At 73.6% G+C, this 18,561-nt stretch carries 19 protein-coding genes and 1 pseudogene; 5 read left to right on the top strand and 15 right to left on the bottom strand.

The genetic code is table 11. The annotated features are described in order from the left end of the window. The first annotated feature begins 28 nt into the window (after positions 1-28). Positions 29-829: an energy-coupling factor transporter transmembrane component T gene (locus AB0B83_RS08320; RefSeq protein ID WP_151452832.1), complete on the top strand. Its 801-nt coding sequence runs from the start codon at positions 29-31 to the stop codon at positions 827-829. Positions 830-898: 69 nt separating this feature from the next. On the opposite strand, the gene AB0B83_RS08325 is transcribed toward AB0B83_RS08320, so the two are convergent. Then, positions 899-1,135 carry a hypothetical protein gene (locus AB0B83_RS08325; RefSeq protein WP_357577595.1) on the bottom strand — a complete coding sequence of 79 codons (237 nt, stop codon included), beginning with the start codon at positions 1,133-1,135 and terminating at the stop codon, positions 899-901. 543 nt (positions 1,136-1,678) lie between these two features. Here AB0B83_RS08325 and gndA point away from each other — a divergent pair. Beyond that, positions 1,679-3,121 (top strand): NADP-dependent phosphogluconate dehydrogenase, encoded by a 1,443-nt coding sequence (gene gndA, locus AB0B83_RS08330; protein WP_357577648.1) that lies wholly within the window; start codon positions 1,679-1,681, stop codon positions 3,119-3,121. A gap of 141 nt (positions 3,122-3,262) precedes the next feature. On the opposite strand, the gene AB0B83_RS08335 is transcribed toward gndA, so the two are convergent. The 3 genes from AB0B83_RS08335 to recO all read right to left on the bottom strand — a co-directional run bounded on the left by AB0B83_RS08335 (position 3,263) and on the right by recO (position 5,167). Next, positions 3,263-3,448, bottom strand: a complete 186-nt coding sequence (locus tag AB0B83_RS08335; RefSeq protein WP_311413809.1) for a hypothetical protein — start codon at positions 3,446-3,448, stop codon at positions 3,263-3,265. Between the two features lie 64 nt (positions 3,449-3,512). Then, positions 3,513-4,316 (bottom strand): isoprenyl transferase, encoded by an 804-nt coding sequence (locus tag AB0B83_RS08340; protein WP_357577649.1) that lies wholly within the window; start codon positions 4,314-4,316, stop codon positions 3,513-3,515. Between the two features lie 8 nt (positions 4,317-4,324). Continuing rightward, complete coding sequence (gene recO, locus AB0B83_RS08345; RefSeq protein ID WP_311413808.1) at positions 4,325-5,167, bottom strand: DNA repair protein RecO; 843 nt, start codon at positions 5,165-5,167, stop codon at positions 4,325-4,327. A gap of 100 nt (positions 5,168-5,267) precedes the next feature. Between recO and AB0B83_RS08350 the strand changes: the two genes are divergently transcribed. Further along, a complete protein-coding gene (locus AB0B83_RS08350; protein ID WP_357577596.1) occupies positions 5,268-6,098 on the top strand; it encodes a DUF4097 family beta strand repeat-containing protein in 831 nt (276 codons plus the stop codon). Here AB0B83_RS08350 and AB0B83_RS08355 read toward each other — a convergent pair. The 8 genes from AB0B83_RS08355 to AB0B83_RS08390 form a co-directional block, all read right to left on the bottom strand. Beyond that, positions 6,085-7,251 (bottom strand): acyltransferase, encoded by a 1,167-nt coding sequence (locus AB0B83_RS08355; RefSeq protein WP_357577597.1) that lies wholly within the window; start codon positions 7,249-7,251, stop codon positions 6,085-6,087. The two genes, AB0B83_RS08350 and AB0B83_RS08355, sit on opposite strands and share 14 nt — an antisense overlap. A 175-nt stretch (positions 7,252-7,426) precedes the next feature. Continuing rightward, a complete protein-coding gene (era, locus tag AB0B83_RS08360; protein WP_151452825.1) occupies positions 7,427-8,323 on the bottom strand; it encodes a GTPase Era in 897 nt (298 codons plus the stop codon). Continuing rightward, a complete protein-coding gene (locus tag AB0B83_RS08365) occupies positions 8,320-8,706 on the bottom strand; it encodes a cytidine deaminase (RefSeq protein ID WP_101412356.1) in 387 nt (128 codons plus the stop codon). The genes era and AB0B83_RS08365 overlap by 4 nt, the downstream gene beginning before the upstream one ends. Next, a complete protein-coding gene (locus AB0B83_RS08370; RefSeq protein ID WP_132240462.1) occupies positions 8,699-10,111 on the bottom strand; it encodes a hemolysin family protein in 1,413 nt (470 codons plus the stop codon). The genes AB0B83_RS08365 and AB0B83_RS08370 overlap by 8 nt, the downstream gene beginning before the upstream one ends. Then, on the bottom strand, positions 10,087-10,560 hold the full coding sequence (gene ybeY, locus AB0B83_RS08375; protein WP_132240405.1) for an rRNA maturation RNase YbeY: 474 nt from the start codon (positions 10,558-10,560) through the stop codon (positions 10,087-10,089). The genes AB0B83_RS08370 and ybeY overlap by 25 nt, the downstream gene beginning before the upstream one ends. Positions 10,561-10,575: 15 nt before the next feature. Beyond that, positions 10,576-11,631: a PhoH family protein gene (locus AB0B83_RS08380; RefSeq protein ID WP_311413805.1), complete on the bottom strand. Its 1,056-nt coding sequence runs from the start codon at positions 11,629-11,631 to the stop codon at positions 10,576-10,578. 210 nt (positions 11,632-11,841) lie between these two features. Continuing rightward, on the bottom strand, positions 11,842-13,218 hold the full coding sequence (locus tag AB0B83_RS08385; protein ID WP_357577598.1) for a serine hydrolase domain-containing protein: 1,377 nt from the start codon (positions 13,216-13,218) through the stop codon (positions 11,842-11,844). Further along, a complete protein-coding gene (locus AB0B83_RS08390) occupies positions 13,215-13,574 on the bottom strand; it encodes a histidine triad nucleotide-binding protein (RefSeq protein WP_132240408.1) in 360 nt (119 codons plus the stop codon). The genes AB0B83_RS08385 and AB0B83_RS08390 overlap by 4 nt, the downstream gene beginning before the upstream one ends. Before the next feature lie 84 nt (positions 13,575-13,658). Between AB0B83_RS08390 and AB0B83_RS08395 the strand changes: the two are divergent. Both AB0B83_RS08395 and ppk2 read left to right on the top strand, forming a co-directional pair. Beyond that, positions 13,659-14,233 (top strand): annotated as a pseudogene (locus AB0B83_RS08395) (SDR family oxidoreductase). 73 nt (positions 14,234-14,306) lie between these two features. Further along, entirely contained in the window at positions 14,307-15,215 is a 909-nt protein-coding gene (gene ppk2, locus AB0B83_RS08400) for a polyphosphate kinase 2 (RefSeq protein WP_151452819.1), read from the top strand. A gap of 114 nt (positions 15,216-15,329) precedes the next feature. On the opposite strand, the gene AB0B83_RS08405 is transcribed toward ppk2, so the two are convergent. From AB0B83_RS08405 to hrcA, 3 genes are all read right to left on the bottom strand, one after another. Further along, positions 15,330-16,064: a 16S rRNA (uracil(1498)-N(3))-methyltransferase gene (locus AB0B83_RS08405; RefSeq protein ID WP_357577599.1), complete on the bottom strand. Its 735-nt coding sequence runs from the start codon at positions 16,062-16,064 to the stop codon at positions 15,330-15,332. Between the two features lie 47 nt (positions 16,065-16,111). After that, the gene (dnaJ, locus tag AB0B83_RS08410) at positions 16,112-17,257 is read right to left on the bottom strand and encodes a molecular chaperone DnaJ (protein ID WP_192581261.1); all 1,146 of its coding nucleotides are present in this window, start codon (positions 17,255-17,257) and stop codon (positions 16,112-16,114) included. 73 nt (positions 17,258-17,330) lie between these two features. Beyond that, complete coding sequence (gene hrcA / locus AB0B83_RS08415) at positions 17,331-18,353, bottom strand: heat-inducible transcriptional repressor HrcA (RefSeq protein WP_151452815.1); 1,023 nt, start codon at positions 18,351-18,353, stop codon at positions 17,331-17,333. Between the last annotated feature and the right edge of the window lie 208 nt (positions 18,354-18,561).

Genomic DNA, 18,561 nt, shown 5'->3' on the forward strand with positions numbered 1-18,561 from the left:
CGGACCGCCGCCCCACCCTGGAGCGGGCGTGATCAGTTTCGAGCCGGTCGCCGCGCCGGAGGCGTTGCTGGCCCGGCGCAACCCGGTGGCCAAGCTCGCTGCGGCGCTGGTGTTCTCGTTCATCCTGATCGCCACCCTGGACCCGGTGGCCCCGGCCATCGCGATCGCCGTCGAGTTGGCCCTGCTGCCGCTGTTCGGGGTCCGTTTCCGGGTGTTGGCGCGGCGGGCCTGGCCACTGCTCGTCGGCGCGGTCGGCGTGGTGGTGACGCTGGTGCTCTTCGCCGCCGAGCGCTCCGGCCGGGTGCTGGTCGAGGCCGGCCCGGTGGTGGTCACCTCCGGGGTGCTGCTCACCGCGCTCGGCCTGGTGCTGCGCATGTTCGCGGTGGCGCTGCCCGGCGTGATCGTCTTCGCCACCACCGACCCGACCGACCTGGCGGACGCGCTGATCCAGAACGCGAAGGCGCCGGCCCGGTTCGCCATCGGGGCGCTGGCCGCGTTCCGGCTCGTGCCGCTGCTCGGGCAGGAGTGGCAGATGATCTCCATGGCGCGTCGCGCCCGGGGGGTCGAGGCCGGCCGTAATCCCCTGGCGAAGCTGCGGCTGTTCGTGTCGACGGCCTTCGCGCTGCTCGTCGGGGCGATCCGCCGGGGCACCCGGCTGGCCGTGGCGATGGACGCCCGGGGCTTCGACGCCGGGGTCCCGCGCACCGTCGCCCGGCGACAGCGCTTCGTCGCCGCCGACGGCCTGCTGATCGCCGGCGCGGCGGTGCTCGCCGGGGCCGCGCTGACCGTCAGCGTGCTGCTCGGCACCTTCCGCCCGCTGATCGGCTGACGCCGCCCGCTGATCGGCGGGCGGGCCGGGTGGAGTCGCCGTGACGACGACTCCACCCGACCGGCACCGTCAGCTGCGCCGGAAGGCGTACCGGCGGGCCTGCCCGGCCTTCTGGCCGCGCAGCGCGCCGGAGCGGCCGGCGCCGGAGACCGGCGGACCGGCCTTCGGCGCCGCTGGCCGGTCGACCGGCAGCGCCGGCACGACCGGCGCGACCGCCACCTCGTCGAGGTTGACGGGCGTCAGGTCCGCGACGGACGGCGTGGGGACGGTGGTACGGGACTTCTTCGGGTTGCGCCTGGCGGGCATCCGGTGCCTCCTCGGTCTGCGGGCCCTGCCGCACCGGAGCGACGTCCGGTGACCGGGGCCCGTCTCGTTCGGCGACCGTCACGCGACGGTCGGGCGGGATCGGGACAGCTGCCCGGGATCGACCACGAGGAACACCGCCGTTCGACGGCAGGTGCGGAATGCGGACGCCCGGGAGCACGCGGACCCGCGGCGATGCGGCGGGTCGGCTCGGAAGTGGGGCGTCAGTTGCGCGTGCCCACACGCTAGCCGCCCGACCGGTCCGCGCGCAGCCGAATTACCGGCGGGGTCCGGGACCGGCCGGCCGCGTCCCACGGAGGCAGCCCGGCGGGTCGGCCGGTCGCGCCTCGCGGAGGCCCTCCGGCGCAGGATCTCGGCTGGCCGATCACGGCCCGGGGAGGCCGCCCGGCGCGGGATCGTCGGCAGGCCCTCGCGCCCTTCGGGGCGACCGCCACGTGGCGGTGACGGGGTGCCCGACATGCCTCCGGGACCCCCCGCCCGGCGATACGGTCGCACCGGCGGGTGTCGACGGCGGAGGGCGGACGGATGGCCGGGCGGGCGACGGCACGGATCGGCGTGACCGGGCTGGCGGTGATGGGCCGGAACCTGGCCCGCAACCTGGCCCGCAACGGTCTCGCCGTGGCGGTGCACAACCGGTCGCCGGAGCGCACCCGCAGCCTCGTCGCGGAGCACGGGGACGAGGGGACGTTCCTGCCCGCCGAGTCGATGGCCGACTTCGTCGCGTCGCTGGAGCGGCCCCGCGCGGTCATCGTGATGGTCAAGGCGGGCGGCCCCACCGACGCCGTGGTCGACGAGCTGGTCCCGCTGCTCGACGCGGGCGACATCGTCGTGGACTGCGGCAACGCGCACTTCGCCGACACCCGCCGGCGGGAGGAGGCGCTACGGGCCCACGGCCTGCACTTCGTCGGCACCGGCGTCTCCGGTGGCGAGGAGGGCGCCCTGCGCGGCCCGAGCATCATGCCGGGCGGATCCGCGGAGTCGTACCGCACGCTCGGGCCGATCTTCGAGCGGATCGCCGCCCAGGTGGACGGGGTGCCGTGCTGCCGGCACATCGGGCCGGACGGCGCCGGGCACTTCGTCAAGATGGTGCACAACGGCATCGAGTACGCCGACATGCAGCTCATCGCGGAGGCGTACGACCTGCTGCGGGCCGGACTGGGCGCGCAGCCGGCGGAGATCGCGGAGATCTTCCGTGGCTGGAACTCCGGCGAGCTGGAGTCCTTCCTGATCGAGATCACCGCCGACGTGCTGGCGCACACCGACGCGGCCACCGGGCGGGCGTTCGTGGACGTCGTGCTGGACCGCGCCGAGCAGAAGGGCACCGGTCGCTGGACGGTGCAGAGCGCGCTCGACCTGGGCATCCCCATCACCGGCATCGCCGAGGCGACCTTCGCCCGCTCGCTGTCCGGGCACGCCGACCAGCGCGAGGCGGCCCGGCAGGCGTTTCCGGAGGCGGGCGCGACCTGGCGGGTCGAGGACCCCGACGCCTTCGTCGAGGACGTCCGCCGCGCCCTGCTCGCCTCGAAGATCGTCGCGTACGCGCAGGGCTTCGACCACATCCGCGCCGGTTCCCGCGAGTACGACTGGGGCATCGACCTGGGCGGCACCGCGACGATCTGGCGGGGCGGCTGCATCATCCGGGCCCGCTTCCTCGACCGCATCCGCCAGGCGTACGACGAGCGGCCCGACCTGCCGACGCTGCTGGTGGCGCCGTGGTTCGCGGACACCGTGAACGACGGCGTGCCGAGCTGGCGGCGGGTGGTCGCCGACGCGGCGCGGGCGGGCGTGCCGGCCCCGGCGTTCGCCTCGTCGCTGGCGTACTTCGACGCGCTGCGCGCCCAGCGGCTGCCGGCCGCCCTGATCCAGGCGCTGCGGGACAACTTCGGGGCGCACACCTACCAGCGCGTGGACCGCGAGGGCACCTTCCACACGAGCTGGCCCACCGACCGCACCGAAACGAGAACCTGACCCAAACCCCCGACCCGCGAGTCGATCATGCACTTCCGGTGGGCGGAACGCCCCGGGGTGGGGCTTTCGCGGAGCACCACGACTGCATGATCGACGAACGGGTCGGGGGTGGGGTCAGGTCACGGGTTGGCGGGTGCGTGGTCAGAAGAAGCGGCGGCGCTTCGCCTTCTGCGGGCGGAGCATGTCGGCGCCCTTGGTGAGCAGGCGGCTCACCCCGGTCGGGCCGCGGCGGGCCTCCAGCGTGTGGCTGAGCCGGCGCGCGCCCGCCGCCGCCAACGGCACGGCGACGGCCATCATCGCCCACTGGGCAATACGCTTCTGGATCATGTGGGTTCACCTCCGTCGGTGGCTGCTGACCACCGTGGTACCCCGTACGAGCGGGCGGTAAGCCTCAGGCGGGCGGCGGGGCGACCGGGTTGGGCAGCGCGCCGCCGAAGCGACGGTCCCGCTGCGCGTAGAGCTCGCAGGCGTACCAGAGGTGGCGGCGGTCGAAGTCGGGCCAGAGCGTGTCGAGGAAGATCAGCTCGGCGTACGCGGTCTGCCAGAGCAGGAAGTTCGAGATCCGCTCCTCGCCGGAGGGACGCAGGAACAGGTCCACCTCGGGGATCTCCGGGTGGTAGAGGTACTTCGCGACGGTCTTCTCGTTGACCTTCTCAGGGTCCAGCCGGCCCGCCGCCACGTCGCGGGCGATGGCGGCGGCGGCGTCGGCGATCTCGGCCTGACCGCCGTAGTTGACGCAGAACTGGAGGGTCAGCGTCGAGTTGCCCCGGGACATCTCCTCCGCCGTCTGCAGCTCGGAGATGACGCTCTTCCAGAGCCGGCCGGCCCGGCCGGACCAGACCACCCGCACCCCCAGGTCGACCAGCTGGTCGCGGCGGCGGCGGATGACGTCGCGGTTGAAGCCCATCAGGAACCGGACCTCGTCCGGCGAGCGCCGCCAGTTCTCCGTGGAGAAGGCGTACGCCGACAGGTAGGGGATGCCCATCTCGATGGCGCCCTCGACCGTGTCGAAGAGGGAGAACTCCCCCGCCTCGTGGCCCTTGGTGCGGGGCAGCCCGCGATCCTTGGCCCACCGGCCGTTGCCGTCCATCACCACGGCGACGTGCTTCGGCACCGCGTCGGCGGGCAGCGCCGGCGGCCGGGCGCCCGACGGGTGCGGAGTCGGCGGCACCGGCTCGCGACGCCCGGCCCTCATCGATCGGATCACTCGGTTCTCCCCCTGTTCACACCGTCCGCACCGGACCCGACGCCGGGCGGCGGCGGGACCGGGCCGGCCCCCGGGGCGCCCCGGTCGACCAGCGGCAGCGAGCGTAGCGCGCGCTCCAGGTGCCACTGCAGGTGTGCCGCGACCAGGCCGCTGCACTCCCGGCGTACGCCGGTCTCGGTGGCGTCGGCGACCCGCCAGTCGCCGCTGGTCAGCGCGGACATCAGGTCGATGGTGGCCGGGGCCGGATGGGCCGCGCCGGGCGGCCGGCAGTCCGGGCAGACCGCGCCCCCGGCCGGTACGGAGAACGCCCGGTGCCGCCCCGGCGTGCCGCAGACGGCGCAGGCGGTCAGCGCCGGCGCCCAGCCGGCGAGCGTCATGCCCCGCAGCAGGTACGCGTCGAGCACCAGGGTGGTGGCGTGGCTGCCCTCGGCGAGCGCCCGCAGCGCGCCCAGGGTGAGCTGGAACAGCCGCAGCGACGGCTCCCGTTCGACGGGGGTGAGTCGCTCGGCGGTCTCGGCGATCGCGCTGGCCGCCGTGTAGCGGGGATAGTCGCCGAGGAACCGCTTGCCGTAGAGGTCGATGCCCTCGACCTGGCTGACCGTGTGCAGCGAGCTGCCCAGGTTGCCCTTCGGGTCGCCGGCGAGCTGGAGGTCGACGTGACCGAACGGCTCCAGCCGGGCACCGAACTTGCTGGTGGTGCGGCGGATCCCCCGGGCCACTGCGCGGAGCCGGCCGTGCCGGCGGGTGAGCAGGGTGATGATCCGGTCGGACTCGCCGAGCTTCTGCACGCGCAGGACCACCGCGTCGTCGCGGTAGAGCTGTCGGCGGTACCCGGCCATCGGACCATTCTCTCTCGGGGTGCGGAATCAGGGTCAGCTCGGGGTGTCCGCGCGCGGAACCCCGATGCGCGGGGGCCGTCACGCCTCGTAGCGTGCTCGCATGGCTCTGCACCGCACCGCCGCCGCGCTCGCTGCGGCCACCACCCTGATCGTCGCCGCCGGGTGCGACAACCTGTCCTTCCGCCGGCTCGACTACGACAACACCGAGGCGGTCCGGATCAACAGCATCCGGGTGCTCCCGGGGGCCGGCGACGTGACCGTCCGCGCCATCGGCGCGCAGGACGAGGTGCGGATCAAGCGGGTGGTGCGCTACCAGGGCGGTCAGCCCGACGCGACGTACGAGGTCAAGGGCGGCGAGCTGGTGCTGGACACCGACTGCGGTTCCCGGTGCAGCATCTCCTACGAGGTCACCGCCCCGGACGGGGTGAGCGTGAAGGGCGAGACCGGCTCCGGTGACGTCGACCTGAGCAGGGTGGGCCCGGTGGAGATGCGGCTCGGCTCGGGCAACATCCGGGTGACCGCCTCCAGCGGCCCCGTACGCGCCGAGACCGGCTCCGGCAACATCCAGGTGGCCGGCGCTGGCGGGCCCGTACGCGCCCAGACCGGCTCCGGCAACGTCGAGGTCGACGAGGTCGCGGCCGCGGCCACGCTGCGTACCTCGTCGGGCGACATCACCGGGCACCGCCTCGGCGGCGGGGTGGACGCGGAGACGGGCTCCGGGGACATCACCGTCGACCTCACGACGCCGGCCTCGGCGCGGGTGCACGCTTCCAGCGGGAGCGTCGATCTGGTCGTGCCGGCGGGCCGCTACCGGGTCCGCTCCACCACCGACGGCGGCGACGCCGAGCTGGGCGTCACCGACGACCCGTCCGCCACGCTGGTGCTCGACCTCTCCACCGGCAGCGGCGACATCACGCTCACCCAGCGTTGATCTCGACGGTCTCCGGCTCGCGCGCGGCCCGGGGCGCCGGCACCACCGCCCGCACGCTGACCGGTCCGCCGGCCCTGCCGTCGCCCCCGTGCCGGGTGGCCGGTCCGCCGGCCCTGCCGTCGGCGGGCGCGCCGATGGTGGCCGGGCCGGGGCGGGCCCGGCCGGGGACCAGCTCCGGCGGCCTGCGGGCGGCCACGTCCTCCACCCAGCCGACGAGGGCGGTCACCGCCGCGACCAGCGCGAAGACCAGCGCCACCCGGATCGCCAGGCCGAGCGGGTCCTGGTGCGACCAGCCCACCACGTCGACCAGCGGGGTGAGCGCCACCACGAACGGCATGTGCCACAGGTAGACGGTGAGCGCCCGCCGGTTGAAGATGGTCACCACCCGGCCGAACGCGGCGCTGCGGTCCACCCAGGGTGCGCTCGCCGGCCCCCGACCGAGCAGCACGAGAACGAAGGCCGCCGACCAGAGGGCGTTGCCCAGGGGGTTGTCGTTCAGGTCGTACCCGCGCGGTCCGGGGTGGGTGACGATCCAGGCGGCCCCGGCGGCGGCGAGGGCCAGCGCGACCGGGACCAGCACCCGGTTGGCGAGGCGGCGCAGCATGCCGGCCTGGTGGGCGAAGCCGAGCAGCCAGGCCCCGAAGTAGAGCCCGAACTGGTGCAGCGCCACCGGCAGCGCCGGGAGCAGGCCCAGTTCGGCCGCCGCGAGCAGGGCGTACGGGGCGATCAGGGTCGGCACCGGGGCGCGCCGGAACAGCCAGAGGGCCACCGGCGAGGCGAGCACGAACCAGAGGTAGTCGCGCAGGTACCAGATCACGCTGAGCGCGATCGCGCCCCAGCCGTTGGCCGGCGGGTCGGCGATGGGAAAGAGCCAGAGCAGCACCTTCGGGCTCAGCGGCAACCCGGTGAGCAGCATGGCCGGCACGAAGACGGCGGCGAGCACCCACAGCGACGGCAGCAGGCGCCGCAGCCGGCGCACGACCGCCCCCGGCCCCCACCGGTGCAGTGAGGCCGCCATCAGCGAGCCGGCGAGCGCGAACATCACCGACATCGCCGGGAAGACGAGGGTCAGCGTGGCCCAACCTGTGACGTGGTAGACGACGACTCGAACGATGGCCAGGAAGCGGAGCAGGTCCAGGTATCGGTTTCGCATCAGCCTGCATCTATGTCCGGGGATACGGGGGCTCTCCTACCCCCTACCCTCCGGGCCGAGCATGCCAAACAGAAGAGAACCCACCAGAAGGTGACATCTTCCATACGTCCGACCGATACCGATCATGCGTCGGACGGGCTCTGGGCCGGGACGCGGCGCGCCCCGGCCCCTGGCGTCAGAAGCCCAGCTTGCGTAGCTGCTTCGGATCCCGCTGCCAGTCCTTCGCCACCCGGACGTGCAGGTCGAGGTAGACCCGGGTGCCGAGCAGCTCCTCGATCTGCCGGCGGGCGGTGGTGCCGACGTGCTTGAGCCGGCTCGCCCGGTGGCCGATCACGATCGCCTTCTGGCTGGGGCGCTCGACGTAGACATCGGCATAGATCTTCATGAGCCGGCCCTCGGGGACCATCTCCTCGACGACCACCGCGATGGAGTGCGGCAGCTCGTCGCGGACGCCCTCCAGGGCGGCCTCCCGGATCAGCTCGGCGACCAGCACCTGCTCCGGGTCGTCGGTGAGCATGTCGTCGGGATAGAGCTGCGGCGACTCGGGAAGGTAGCCGGTCATCACGTCGACCAGGGTGTCCACCTGGTGCCCGGAGACCGCGCTGACCGGCACCACCTCGGCGAACTCACCCAGCTCGCTGACCGCGAGCAGTTGCTCGGCCAGCCGCTTGCGGTCCACCAGGTCGGTCTTCGTGACCACCGCCAGCACCGTGGCCTTCAACTCGGCCAGCTCGCCGGTGATGAACCGGTCGCCCCGCCCGATCGGCTCGTCCGCCGGGATGCAGAGGCCGATCACGTCGACCTCGCTCCAGGTCTGCCGGACCAGGTCGTTGAGGCGCTCGCCGAGCAGCGTACGGGGGCGGTGCAGGCCCGGGGTGTCGACCAGCACGAGCTGGGACTCCGGGCGGTGCAGGACGGCCCGGATGATGTGCCTGGTCGTCTGCGGCTTGTTCGAGGTGATGGCGATCTTCTGCCCGACGATCGCGTTGGTCAGCGTCGACTTGCCGGCGTTCGGCCGGCCGACGAAACAGGCGAACCCGGCCCGGTAGGGGCGCGGCTGGAGATCGCTCACTCGACCACCGTGCCGAGGACGGACCCGTCCGGGGCGGCCACGTGGATCGGCGCGTCCGCGGCGAGGTCGCGTACCGCCGCGTGCCCCGCGCCGTCCAGCGTCGACGCCTCGGTGACCACCACGGCGGCCTCCAGCCGGGTCGCGCCGGCCGCCACCGCGGACGCCACCGCGAGCTGGAGCGCGGTGATCGTCAACGAGGGCAGCGACACGCTTGCCGCCGCGTACGTCCGACCGTCCTGGTCGCGGACCGCCGCGCCCTCCACGGCGCCCACCCGGCCACGCGCGCCCCGCGCCAGGACGACCAGCTTGCCGTCCTCGGCGCTCAGCTCGACCGGGTCGGACGGGGTGGGCCGGGCGGCCGGTACGGCGGGTGACTCAGGCATCGGCGGGTTGCCTCTCCTCGGATCGGTTCGTGTCGTCCCGGGGCTCGGCGTGCTCGCCACGCCCCGGGCCGTTCTGCGTGTCGGTCGACTCCGCCCGGCTCACCAGCACGGTGTCGATCCGGTTGCGTCGGCCGGTGGTGCCCTCGGCGACCAACTGGAGCCCGGCGACCTCGACCTGCGCCCCGGGGATCGGGACCCGGCCCAGGGACTGGGCGAGCAGGCCGCCGACGGTCTCCACCTCGTCGGTGGGGAGGTCGGTGTCGAACAGCTCGCCCAGATCCTCCACCGGGAGCCGCGCGGTGACCCGCACCGCCCCGTCGTCGAGGTGCTCGACCGGCGGGCGCTCGACATCGTACTCGTCGGTGATCTCACCGACGATCTCCTCCAGGATGTCCTCGATGGTGACCAGCCCGCCGGTGCCGCCGTACTCGTCGACGACGATGACCAGGTGGTTGCGGGCGGCCTGCATCTCGGAGAGCAGGTCGTCGACCGGCTTGGACTCGGGCACGAAGGTGGCGGGGCGCATCAGCTCGGCGACCGGGAGCTGCCGGTCCTCCGGGGCACCGCCCTGGGTCCGCCGGATCAGGTCCTTGAGGTAGAGCACGCCGAGCACGTCGTCGACGCTCTCGCCGATGACCGGGATCCGGGAGAAACCGGAGCGCAGGAAGAGCGCCAACGCCTGGGAGAGCGTCTTGCGTTCCTCTATCCACACCATCTCGGTACGCGGCACCATCACCTCCCGGGCGATGGTGTCGCCGAGCGCGAAGACCGAGTGGATCATCTGCCGCTCGCCGTGCTCCACGACGCCGCGCTGCTCGGCCAGGTCGACCAGCTCGCGCAGCTCCACCTGGGTGGCGAACGGCCCCTCCCGGAAGCCCCGGCCCGGCGTGACCGCGTTGCCGATCAGGATCAGCAGCGAGGCGAGCGGGTTGAGCGCCCGGCCCAGCCAGCGGACGAGCGGGGCGACGGACCGCCCGACCACGTACGCGTGCTGCCGACCGATGGTCCGGGGGCCGACCCCGACCACCACGAAGCTGATCACGGTCATCGCGCCGGCGGTGACCAGCGCCGCACGCCAGCCCGCGCCGAAGGTGTCGACCGCGACCAGCGCCACCAGGGTGGTGGCGGTCAGCTCGGCGAGCAGCCGCAGCAGGAGCAGGAGGTTGAGGTGGCGGACCACGTCCCCGGCGACGGCCTGGAGCGTCCGTGCGCCCCGCGCGCCGTCGCGGGCCAGCTCGGCGGCGCGGGCGGGCGAGACCGCGGCGAGGGCCGCTTCGGTCATGGCGATGAGGCCGGCCAGCACCACCAGGCCGGCCGCGAAGACCAGCAGTTGCAGGTCGGGCAGGCCGGTGGCGGCGGCCGCCAGTGTCGGGGTGGCCATCACCGGGACCGGGTCGACCGCCAGCTCGCCAGCAGCCGGGCCTGGAGGGCGAACATCTCCCGTTCCTCCTCCGGCTCGGCGTGGTCGTAGCCGAGCAGGTGCAGCACCCCGTGCACGGTGAGCAGGTGCAGCTCGTCGGCGGCGGCGTGACCGGCGGTGGCCGCCTGCTTGGCCGCCACCTCCGGGCAGAGCACGATGTCGCCGAGCAGTGCGGGCTCGCCGCCGGCGGCGGACGTCTCACCGGGCCCGTGGTCGACGCTGCCCTCGTCCATGGGGAAGGCGAGCACGTCGGTCGGGCCGTCGCCGCCCATCCACCGGTGGTTGAGCTCGGTCATGTAGTCGATGTCGACCAGCAGCACGGACAGCTCGGCGAGGGGGTTGACCCCCATCTCGTCGAGGGCGTGCCGGGCCACGGCGAGCACGGCGTCGGTGTCGACGTCGACACCCGACTCGTTGGCGATCTCGATGGACAACAGTCTTCCCTCGGTCTAGCGGCGCCGGCCGGCCCGGCCGCCCTGGGCGGACCGCCCCGGCACGGCGTGCACGCTCTGCGCCTGCTGGTTCTCCCGCTCGTCCCAGCGGGCGTACGCGTCGACGATCTCCCCGACCAGCCGGTGGCGGACCACGTCGGAGCTGGAGAGCTCGGCGAAGTGCACGTCCTCCACGTTCTCCAGGATCTCCCGGACCACCCGCAGGCCGCTGGTCGTGCCGCCGGGCAGGTCCACCTGGGTGACGTCACCGGTGACGACGATCTTGGAATTGAAGCCGAGCCGGGTGAGGAACATCTTCATCTGCTCGGGCGTGGTGTTCTGCGCCTCGTCGAGGATGATGAAGGCGTCATTCAAAGTTCTTCCCCGCATATATGCCAGCGGCGCGACCTCGATCGTGCCCGCCGCCATCAGCTTGGGGATGGAATCCGGGTCGAGCATGTCGTGCAGCGCGTCGTAGAGCGGGCGCAGGTAGGGGTCGATCTTCTCGTTGAGCGTGCCGGGCAGGAAGCCGAGCCGCTCCCCCGCCTCGACCGCCGGCCGGGTCAGGATGATCCGGTTGACCTGCTTGGCCTGCAACGCCTGGACGGCCTTCGCCATCGCCAGGTAGGTCTTGCCGGTGCCGGCGGGGCCGATGCCGAAGACGATGGTGTGCGCGTCGATCGCGTCGACGTAGCGCTTCTGCCCCAGCGTCTTGGGACGGATGGTGCGGCCGCGCCGGGAGAGGATGTTGAGCGTCAGGACCTCGGCGGGCCGCTCGGCGCCGCCCTGCTCGAGCATGCCGACGGTACGCCGCACGGCGTCAGTGGTCAGGGTCTCGCCTTTCTCGATGAGTTCCAGCAGCTCGCTGAAGATCCGCTCGGCGAGGGCGTTGTCGGCGGGGGCGCCGGTGATGGTGATCTCGTTGCCCCGGACGTGCACGTCGCTGTCGACCGAGCGCTCGACCAGTCGCAGGATCTCGTCACCCGCGCCGAGCAGGTTGACCATGATCTTGGAATCCGGGACGGTGATCCTGGTCTGCACCCGGGGCGGGCCGGGAGGTGGGGTGCCGGTCATAGGTCGGGCCGAGGGGCCCTGCGCACCTGCTCTCGATCTCGGCGCCGGCCTGCTGGCGCGGCGCGCTGACGTTACTGCCATCTTATCTTTCCAACAGCGGCGGCACCCTGCCCATTTCCGCGCGTGGGGCACGGGCGGACCGGTCACCTCGTCCGCGGCCCGGACGGATCCGGCCGGGGCTGGTCCGTCCGGGCCGTCCGGTCGCGCACGTCAGGAGCCGGCTCGGAAGTCGTACCGCTCGAAGGTCTCCTGGTGCCGGGTGAACCGGTAGGTCGCCCAGTGCATCCGCACCACCGTGCCGCGCTCGTCCCGGGTCAGCCGGAGCAGCTCCCCCGCCTCCCGGCCGGAGACCGTGCGGAACACGTCCGGCCGGTCCGGCAGCGCGACGAAGACCGACGGCGGCTTTCCGGCCGGATCGTCGGCGCCCCGGGCCCGCAGCTCGCCGTCGTGCCAGGAGAAGACGTACTCGAAACCCTCCCCCCACCAGCGGCCGAGCAGCCCGCGTACGCCCTCGGGGGCGGGCGGGCCCGGCTGCCACGGCGTGACGTCGGCGGGGTCGTGCTCGACCGCGGCGGCCAGCAGCCGGTGCGGCAGGTCGAGGACCTCGCCGGCGGTGCCGGAGGAGCCGAGTACCGCGACCCCCATGGCGCCGGGAGTGCCCTCCCCGCCGCGCCGGCCGTAGACGCCGGCCAGGAAGCCGGGCATCGCGCCGTCGTGGCCGACGTGCATGATCCGCTTGCCCTGCGGCACCAGGATCAGCCCCAGCCCGAAGCCGCCGGCCCAGAGCGTCTCGTCGGTGACCGTCGCCGGCCAGCGCATCTCGTCCAGCGTGGCCGGGGCGAGCACGGCGCCGGCCGGGTCCAGCGCCGCCGGGTCGGCGAGGAAGGCCGCCCAGCGGGCCATGTCGGAGGCGGTGCTCCAGAGCTGCGCCGCCGGACCGACCGCCCTGAAGTCGGTCGGCGGCTCGGGGCGCGCCTCGTCGGAGTAGGCGTCGACCAGGAACCCCGTCGCGGCGTGCGGCCCGGGTTCCGTCGAGGTCGCGGCCAGTCCCAGCGGGGTCAGCACCCGCTCGGCGAGCGCCTCCGCCCAGGTGCCGCCCCGCAGGTGGCCGACGAGCCGGCCGAGCAGCGCCATGCCGAGGTTCGAGTAGTGGTAGCGGCGGCCCGGGGGCAGCACCCGCTCGGCCCGGGCCAGGTCGGCGACCAGCCCGTCGGCGTCCGGCGTGCGCAGGGTGTCCCAGACGTCGCCGTACGGCTCGCGTTGCAGGCCGGCGGTGTGCGACAGCAGCCGGCGCACCGTCAGCTCGCCGTGGGCCGGCAGGTCCAGGTGCCGGTCCAGCGGATCGTCGAGGTCCAGCAGGCCGTCGTCGCGGCACTGGAGGGTCAGCACGGCGGTGAACGTCTTCGTGACCGACCCGATCCGGAACCGGGTGCCCGGCCCCAGCTCGGTGTCGTTGCCGGTCCCGCCGACGGCGCACGTCCAGAGCGGGCGGTCCGCCCGGTGCAGGGCCGCCGACACCGCCGGCACCCGGGCCTGCGCCTGGACCGTCCGGACCATCCGCGACAGGCGGTCGTCGACCGCCGTCATGCGAGGTTCCGGGCCAGCATCGGGCCCAGTGGCGCCCCGCCGAGCACGTGCGCGTGCACGTGGAAGACCTCCTGGCCGCCGTACGCGCCGGTGTTGAACATCAGCCGGAAGCCGTCACCGAGCAGTCCCTCGTCCTCGGCCACGGTGGCGGCCGTGGCGAGCACCTCCCCGGCCAGCGCCGGATCGCCCTGGGCGAGGGCCGCCACGTCGGCGTAGTGCTCCTTCGGGATGACCAGCACGTGCACCGGCGCCTTCGGGTCGATGTCACGGAAGGCGAGCGTGGTGGCGGTTTCCCGGACGATCGTGGCCGGGATCTCGCCGGCGACGATGCGGCAGAAGAGGCAGTCGGTTCCCATGCGGGGCAGTGTAAGGAAGGGCACCCTGTCAACGCCTTCGGTAGCGGAAGGGTCCCTTCCTTGCACCCGGGCGGGCCGGGCATGATGGCCGGCGTGACTTCACGGGCGGTACTGGTGACGGGGGCCTCGCGCGGCATCGGGCGGGCGGTGGCGACCGCGTTCGCGGCAGGCGGCGACCGGGTGGCGATCCACCACCGGGACTCGGCGGAGCTGGCCGAGCGGCTACGCGCCGAACTGCCCGGTGAGGGGCACGTCGTGGTCCGCGCCGACCTCACCGACCCGGACGCCGTACGGGCCGCGACCGGGGCGGCCGGATCGTCAACGTCTCCTCCCGCGGGGCGTTCCGGGGCGAGCCGGAGCAGCCGGCGTACGGGGCGAGCAAGGCGGGGCTGAACGCGCTGGGGCAGTCGCTGGCGGTGGCCCTCGCCCCGTACGGCATCACGATCGCGACGGTCGCCCCGGGCTTCGTGGAGACCGACATGACCACCGGACACCTGAGCGGGGAGCGGGGCGCCGCGATCCGGGCGCAGAGCCCGTTCAACCGGGTGGCCCGCCCCGAGGAGATCGCCGCCGCCGTGCACTGGCTCGCCTCCCCGCAGGCGGAGTGGGCCTCCGGCACCATCGTCGACCTCAACGGCGCCTCCTACCTGCGCAGCTGACCGGCCCGGTCCTCAGCGAACTCCCAGCGTGGCGGGGGTGACGGTGGGCACTGCCGGGGTAAGGGTTGCCGGCATGACGGACAGCGTGCTGGACCTCACCGACGACTACCAGGTGGTCGACGGTCACGACGACGATCCCGTACTGCTGCGCCCGGACGGCAGCCCGGTGGACACCTGGCGGGAGGACTACCCGTACGACGAGCGCATGGAGCGCACGGAGTACGACCACCACAAGCGGCTGCTCCAGATCGAGCTGCTGAAGCTCCAGGACTGGATCCGGGAGTCCGGTGAGCGGCTCGTGATCCTCTTCGAGGGGCGCGACGCGGCCGGCAAGGGCGGGACGATCAAGCGCTTCATGGAGCACCTCAATCCGCGCGGCGCGTCGGTGGTGGCCCTCGCCAAGCCGAACGAGCGGGAGTCCACCCAGTGGTACTTCCAGCGGTGGCTCGGGCACCTGCCGGCGGCCGGCGAGATCGTGCTGTTCGACCGGTCCTGGTACAACCGCGCCGGGGTGGAGCGGGTGATGGGTTTCTGCACCCGCAAGGAGTACCTCGAGTTCCTCCGCCAGGCCCCCGAACTGGAGAGGATGCTGGTGCGCTCGGGCATCCGCCTGGTCAAGTTCTGGTTCTCGGTGTCCCAGAACGAACAGCGCACCCGGTTCGCCGTCCGCCAGGTGGACCCGGTGCGGCAGTGGAAGCTCTCCGACATGGACATCGCCTCGCTCGACAAGTGGGACGAGTACACCGAGGCCAAGGAGGCGATGTTCTTCTACACCGACACCGCCGACGCACCGTGGACGGTGTTGAAGAGCAACGACAAGAAGCGGGCCCGGATCGAGGCGATGCGCCACGTGCTGAGCCGCTTCGACTACTACGACAAGGACCACGAGGTGGTCGGCGTACCGGACCCGCTGATCATCGGCCCGGCCGGGCTGGACCTGGACCCGGAGGAGCAGACGGTGCACGTCTTTCCCAGGCTCTGACCCCCGCCGGACGCGCGCCCCGACCATCCCGGACGAGATGCCGTGGCCAGCGACGGTCGCCGACGAGGCCGCACCGCTCGTGACCGCCCCCGTCGGGTCGGGTGCCGCCGGCGGTCACCAGTGGCCGAGGCGGGTGGCCAGGACACTGAGGGCAGCCACCCCGGCGGTCGACGTACGCAGGACCGAGGGCCCCAGCCGCACCGGCCGGGCGCCGGCCTCGGTGAAGGCGGTCAGCTCGGCCGGGGCGATGCCGCCCTCCGGGCCGACGACCAGCACGATCTCACCGGCGGCGGGCAGCTCGACGGTGGTCAGCCGCTCCCGCGCCTCCTCGTGCAGGACGAACGTCGCGGCGGCGCCCGCGATCCGGCGGGCCACCGTCGCGGTGGACTCGTCGGGGGCGCCGGCCACCACCGGCAGCCACGACCGGCGGGCCTGCTTCGCCGCCTCCCGGGCCGTCGCCACCCACTTCTCCCGGGCCCGGGCGCCCCGGTCGCCGCGCCACTGCGCCACCGAGCGGGACGCCGCCCAGGGCACGATCTCGTCCACCCCGACCTCGGTCATCGCCTGCACGGCCAGCTCGCCCCGGTCGCCCTTGGCGATGCCCTGCACCACGACGAGCCGGGGGACGGCCGCGTCCACGTACCCCCGGGAGGTGACCTCGAGGTCGAGGCTGCCCCGGCCGACGGCCGTGACCACCGCGGACGCGGTGCCGCCCCGGCCGTCGGCGAGCAGGAGTTCCTCGCCGACGCGCAGTCGTTGCACCGTGGCGGCGTGGTGCCCCTCGGGGCCGCCCAGGGTGAGCTGGTCGGCGGTGGGCAGCGACTCGACCAGGAACAGCGGCGCGGACACGACGATCAGGCTAGCCGCCCCGGCGGACGCCGGGGCGGTCAGGCCGCTCAGGCGTGGCCGTTGAAGGCGTCGCGCATCCGGGAGAAGAAGCCGCCCTGCTTGGTGAGCTCGGCGACCTCCTCGCCCCGGGTCTTGGCGAAGTCGCGCAGCATCTTCTCCTGGTCGGCGTCGAGCTTGGTGGGGGTGCGCACGTCGAGGTGGACGTAGAGGTCACCCCGGCCGGTGCCACGCAGGTGCGGCACGCCCCGGGCGCGCAGCCGCAGCGTGCTGCCCGGCTGGGTGCCGGCCTTGACGTCGACCGTCTCCTCGCTGTCCAGCGTCTTGATGGTCAGCCGGGTGCCGAGGGCCGCCGCGGTCATCGGCACCGTGACCCGGCAGTGCAGGTCGTCGCCCTTGCGGGAGTAGACGTCGTGGGGCCGCTCGTGGATCTCCACGTAGAGGTCGCCGGCCGTGCCGCCGCCCGGGCCGACCTCACCCTGCTGGGCGAGGCGGATGCGCATGCCGTCCTCGACGCCGGCCGGGATCTTGACGGTCAGCGAACGGCGGGTGCGGACGCGGCCGTCGCCGGCGCAGGTCGGGCACGGGTGCGGGATGGTGGTGCCGTAGCCCTGGCAGACCGTGCACGGCCGAGCGGAGACCACCTGGCCGAGGAAGGTGCGCTGCACGGACTGCACCTCGCCCCGGCCGGCGCACGCCTCACAGGTGGCCAGGTGGGTGCCGGCCGCCGTGCCGGCGCCGGAGCAGGTGGTGCAGAGCACGGCGGTGTCGACGGTGATCGGCGCCTCGACGCCGAACGCGGTCTCGTGCAGGTCCAGCTCTAGCCGCAGGATCGCGTCGGCGCCGGGCCGGGTCCGCGGTCGCGGACCCCGCGAACCGCCGGCCGCGCCGCCGAAGAACGCGTCCATGATGTCCTGGAAGCCGACGAACGGGCCGGCGCCGCCGGGGCCGCCCGGGCCACCCGCGCCCCCGCCCCCGGGGGCGAGCGGGTCACCGCCCAGGTCGACGATCTGCCGTTTCCGGTCGTCCGAGAGGACCTCGTACGCGGCGTTGATGTCCTTGAACTTCTCCTGGGCCTCCGGATCCGGATTCACGTCCGGGTGGAACTGCCGCGCCAACTTGCGGTAGGCGCGCTTGATCTCGTCGTCGGAGGCTTCCCGGCTCACGCCGAGAATGCCGTAGTAGTCCCTGGCCACTGCGTTCCGTGTCCTCATGTTCGTCTCGCGTTGCGCCGGTCGGCGGCCGGAGCCGGCCGTCGGCCCTGACTGGTCAGTTCTGGGCCAGCAGCTCGCCCACGTAGCGTGCCACGGCCCGCACCGTGGCGATGGTGCCGGGGTAGTCCATCCGGGTCGGCCCCAGCACGCCGAGGCCGCCGACGCTGGTCGCGCCCGGCCCGTAGCCGGTGCTGACCACCGAGGCGGCGCGCAGGTTGTCGATCTCGTTCTCGTCGCCGATCAGCACCCGCGTCGTGCTCGGCTCCGCCTCGCCGATGAGCTTGAGCATGACGACCTCCTCCTCCAGCGCCTCCAGGATGGGGCGCAGGGAGCCCTGGAAGTCGAGCAGGCCGCCGCGGGTGAGGTTGGCCGTCCCGGCCAGCGCGATCCGCTCCTCGTGCCGCTCGATCAGCGTCTCCAGCAGCACGGTGGAGAGGGTGGTCATGGCCGGGCGCAGGTGCGGCACCGACTCCTCGACGAGCGCCTGCACCAGCGGCGGGGTCTCCGACAGCCGGGTGCCGACCAGCTTCTCGTTGACCAGCCGGCGCAGGTCCGTGACGTCGTCGGCGGGGATCGGCGCGGGCAGCTCGACCAGCCGCTGCTCGACCCGGCCGGTGTCGGCGATCATGACCAGCATCAGCCGGGTGGTGGAGATCGGCACCAGCTCCAGGTGGCGCACCGAGGAACGGGCCAGGCTCGGGTACTGCACGACGGCGACCTGCCGGGTGAGTTGCGCCAGCAGCCGGACGGTGCGGTGCACCACGTCGTCGAGGTCGACGGCGCCGACCAGGAAACGCTCGATCGCCCGGCGCTCGGCCGGGCTGAGCGGCTTCACCCGGGACAGCCGGTCCACGAAGAGCCGGTAGCCCCGGTCGGTGGGCACCCGGCCGGCACTGGTGTGCGGCTGGCGGATGTAGCCCTCCTCCTCCAGCACGGCCATGTCGTTGCGGACGGTCGCCGGTGAGACCCCCAACTGGTGCCGCTCGACCAGCGCCTTGCTGCCGACGGGCTCCTGCGTGGCGACGTAGTCCTCGACGATCGCGCGCAGCACGGCGAGCTTGCGGTCGTCGAGACCCATCCTCCCCACCTCCTGTCGCACGTCGGCCCCGGCACGCGGGGGGCCGGGGCGGGCTGCTGGCACTCGACTGTAGCGAGTGCCAGTCTACGTCGGCGGGGCCGCCCGCGCGATGATCGACCTGGGGTGATCAGTCCGATCGGCGACCGCGCGGGCCCGCCCGACGCCCCCGTGGGGCCGGTGTTCCGGGCGTCCCGGCCGGTGTCGCGCT

It is taken from the genome of Micromonospora sp. NPDC049060 (assembly GCF_040649055.1).
Taxonomy (GTDB): Bacteria; Actinomycetota; Actinomycetes; order Mycobacteriales; family Micromonosporaceae; genus Micromonospora; species Micromonospora reichwaldensis.

Excerpts from the sequence above, each read along its gene's own strand:
- AB0B83_RS08325 (WP_357577595.1), bottom strand. The coding sequence starts at position 1,135 with ATGCCCGCCAGGCGCAACCCGAAGAAGTCCCGTACCACCGTCCCCACG.
- gndA (WP_357577648.1), top strand. The coding sequence starts at position 1,679 with ATGGCCGGGCGGGCGACGGCACGGATCGGCGTGACCGGGCTGGCGGTG.
- AB0B83_RS08335 (WP_311413809.1), bottom strand. The coding sequence starts at position 3,448 with ATGATCCAGAAGCGTATTGCCCAGTGGGCGATGATGGCCGTCGCCGTG.
- AB0B83_RS08340 (WP_357577649.1), bottom strand. The coding sequence starts at position 4,316 with ATGAGGGCCGGGCGTCGCGAGCCGGTGCCGCCGACTCCGCACCCGTCG.
- recO (WP_311413808.1), bottom strand. The coding sequence starts at position 5,167 with ATGGCCGGGTACCGCCGACAGCTCTACCGCGACGACGCGGTGGTCCTG.
- AB0B83_RS08350 (WP_357577596.1), top strand. The coding sequence starts at position 5,268 with ATGGCTCTGCACCGCACCGCCGCCGCGCTCGCTGCGGCCACCACCCTG.
- AB0B83_RS08355 (WP_357577597.1), bottom strand. The coding sequence starts at position 7,251 with ATGCGAAACCGATACCTGGACCTGCTCCGCTTCCTGGCCATCGTTCGA.
- AB0B83_RS08365 (WP_101412356.1), bottom strand. The coding sequence starts at position 8,706 with ATGCCTGAGTCACCCGCCGTACCGGCCGCCCGGCCCACCCCGTCCGAC.
- AB0B83_RS08380 (WP_311413805.1), bottom strand. The coding sequence starts at position 11,631 with ATGACCGGCACCCCACCTCCCGGCCCGCCCCGGGTGCAGACCAGGATC.
- AB0B83_RS08385 (WP_357577598.1), bottom strand. The coding sequence starts at position 13,218 with ATGACGGCGGTCGACGACCGCCTGTCGCGGATGGTCCGGACGGTCCAG.
- AB0B83_RS08390 (WP_132240408.1), bottom strand. The coding sequence starts at position 13,574 with ATGGGAACCGACTGCCTCTTCTGCCGCATCGTCGCCGGCGAGATCCCG.
- ppk2 (WP_151452819.1), top strand. The coding sequence starts at position 14,307 with ATGACGGACAGCGTGCTGGACCTCACCGACGACTACCAGGTGGTCGAC.
- hrcA (WP_151452815.1), bottom strand. The coding sequence starts at position 18,353 with ATGGGTCTCGACGACCGCAAGCTCGCCGTGCTGCGCGCGATCGTCGAG.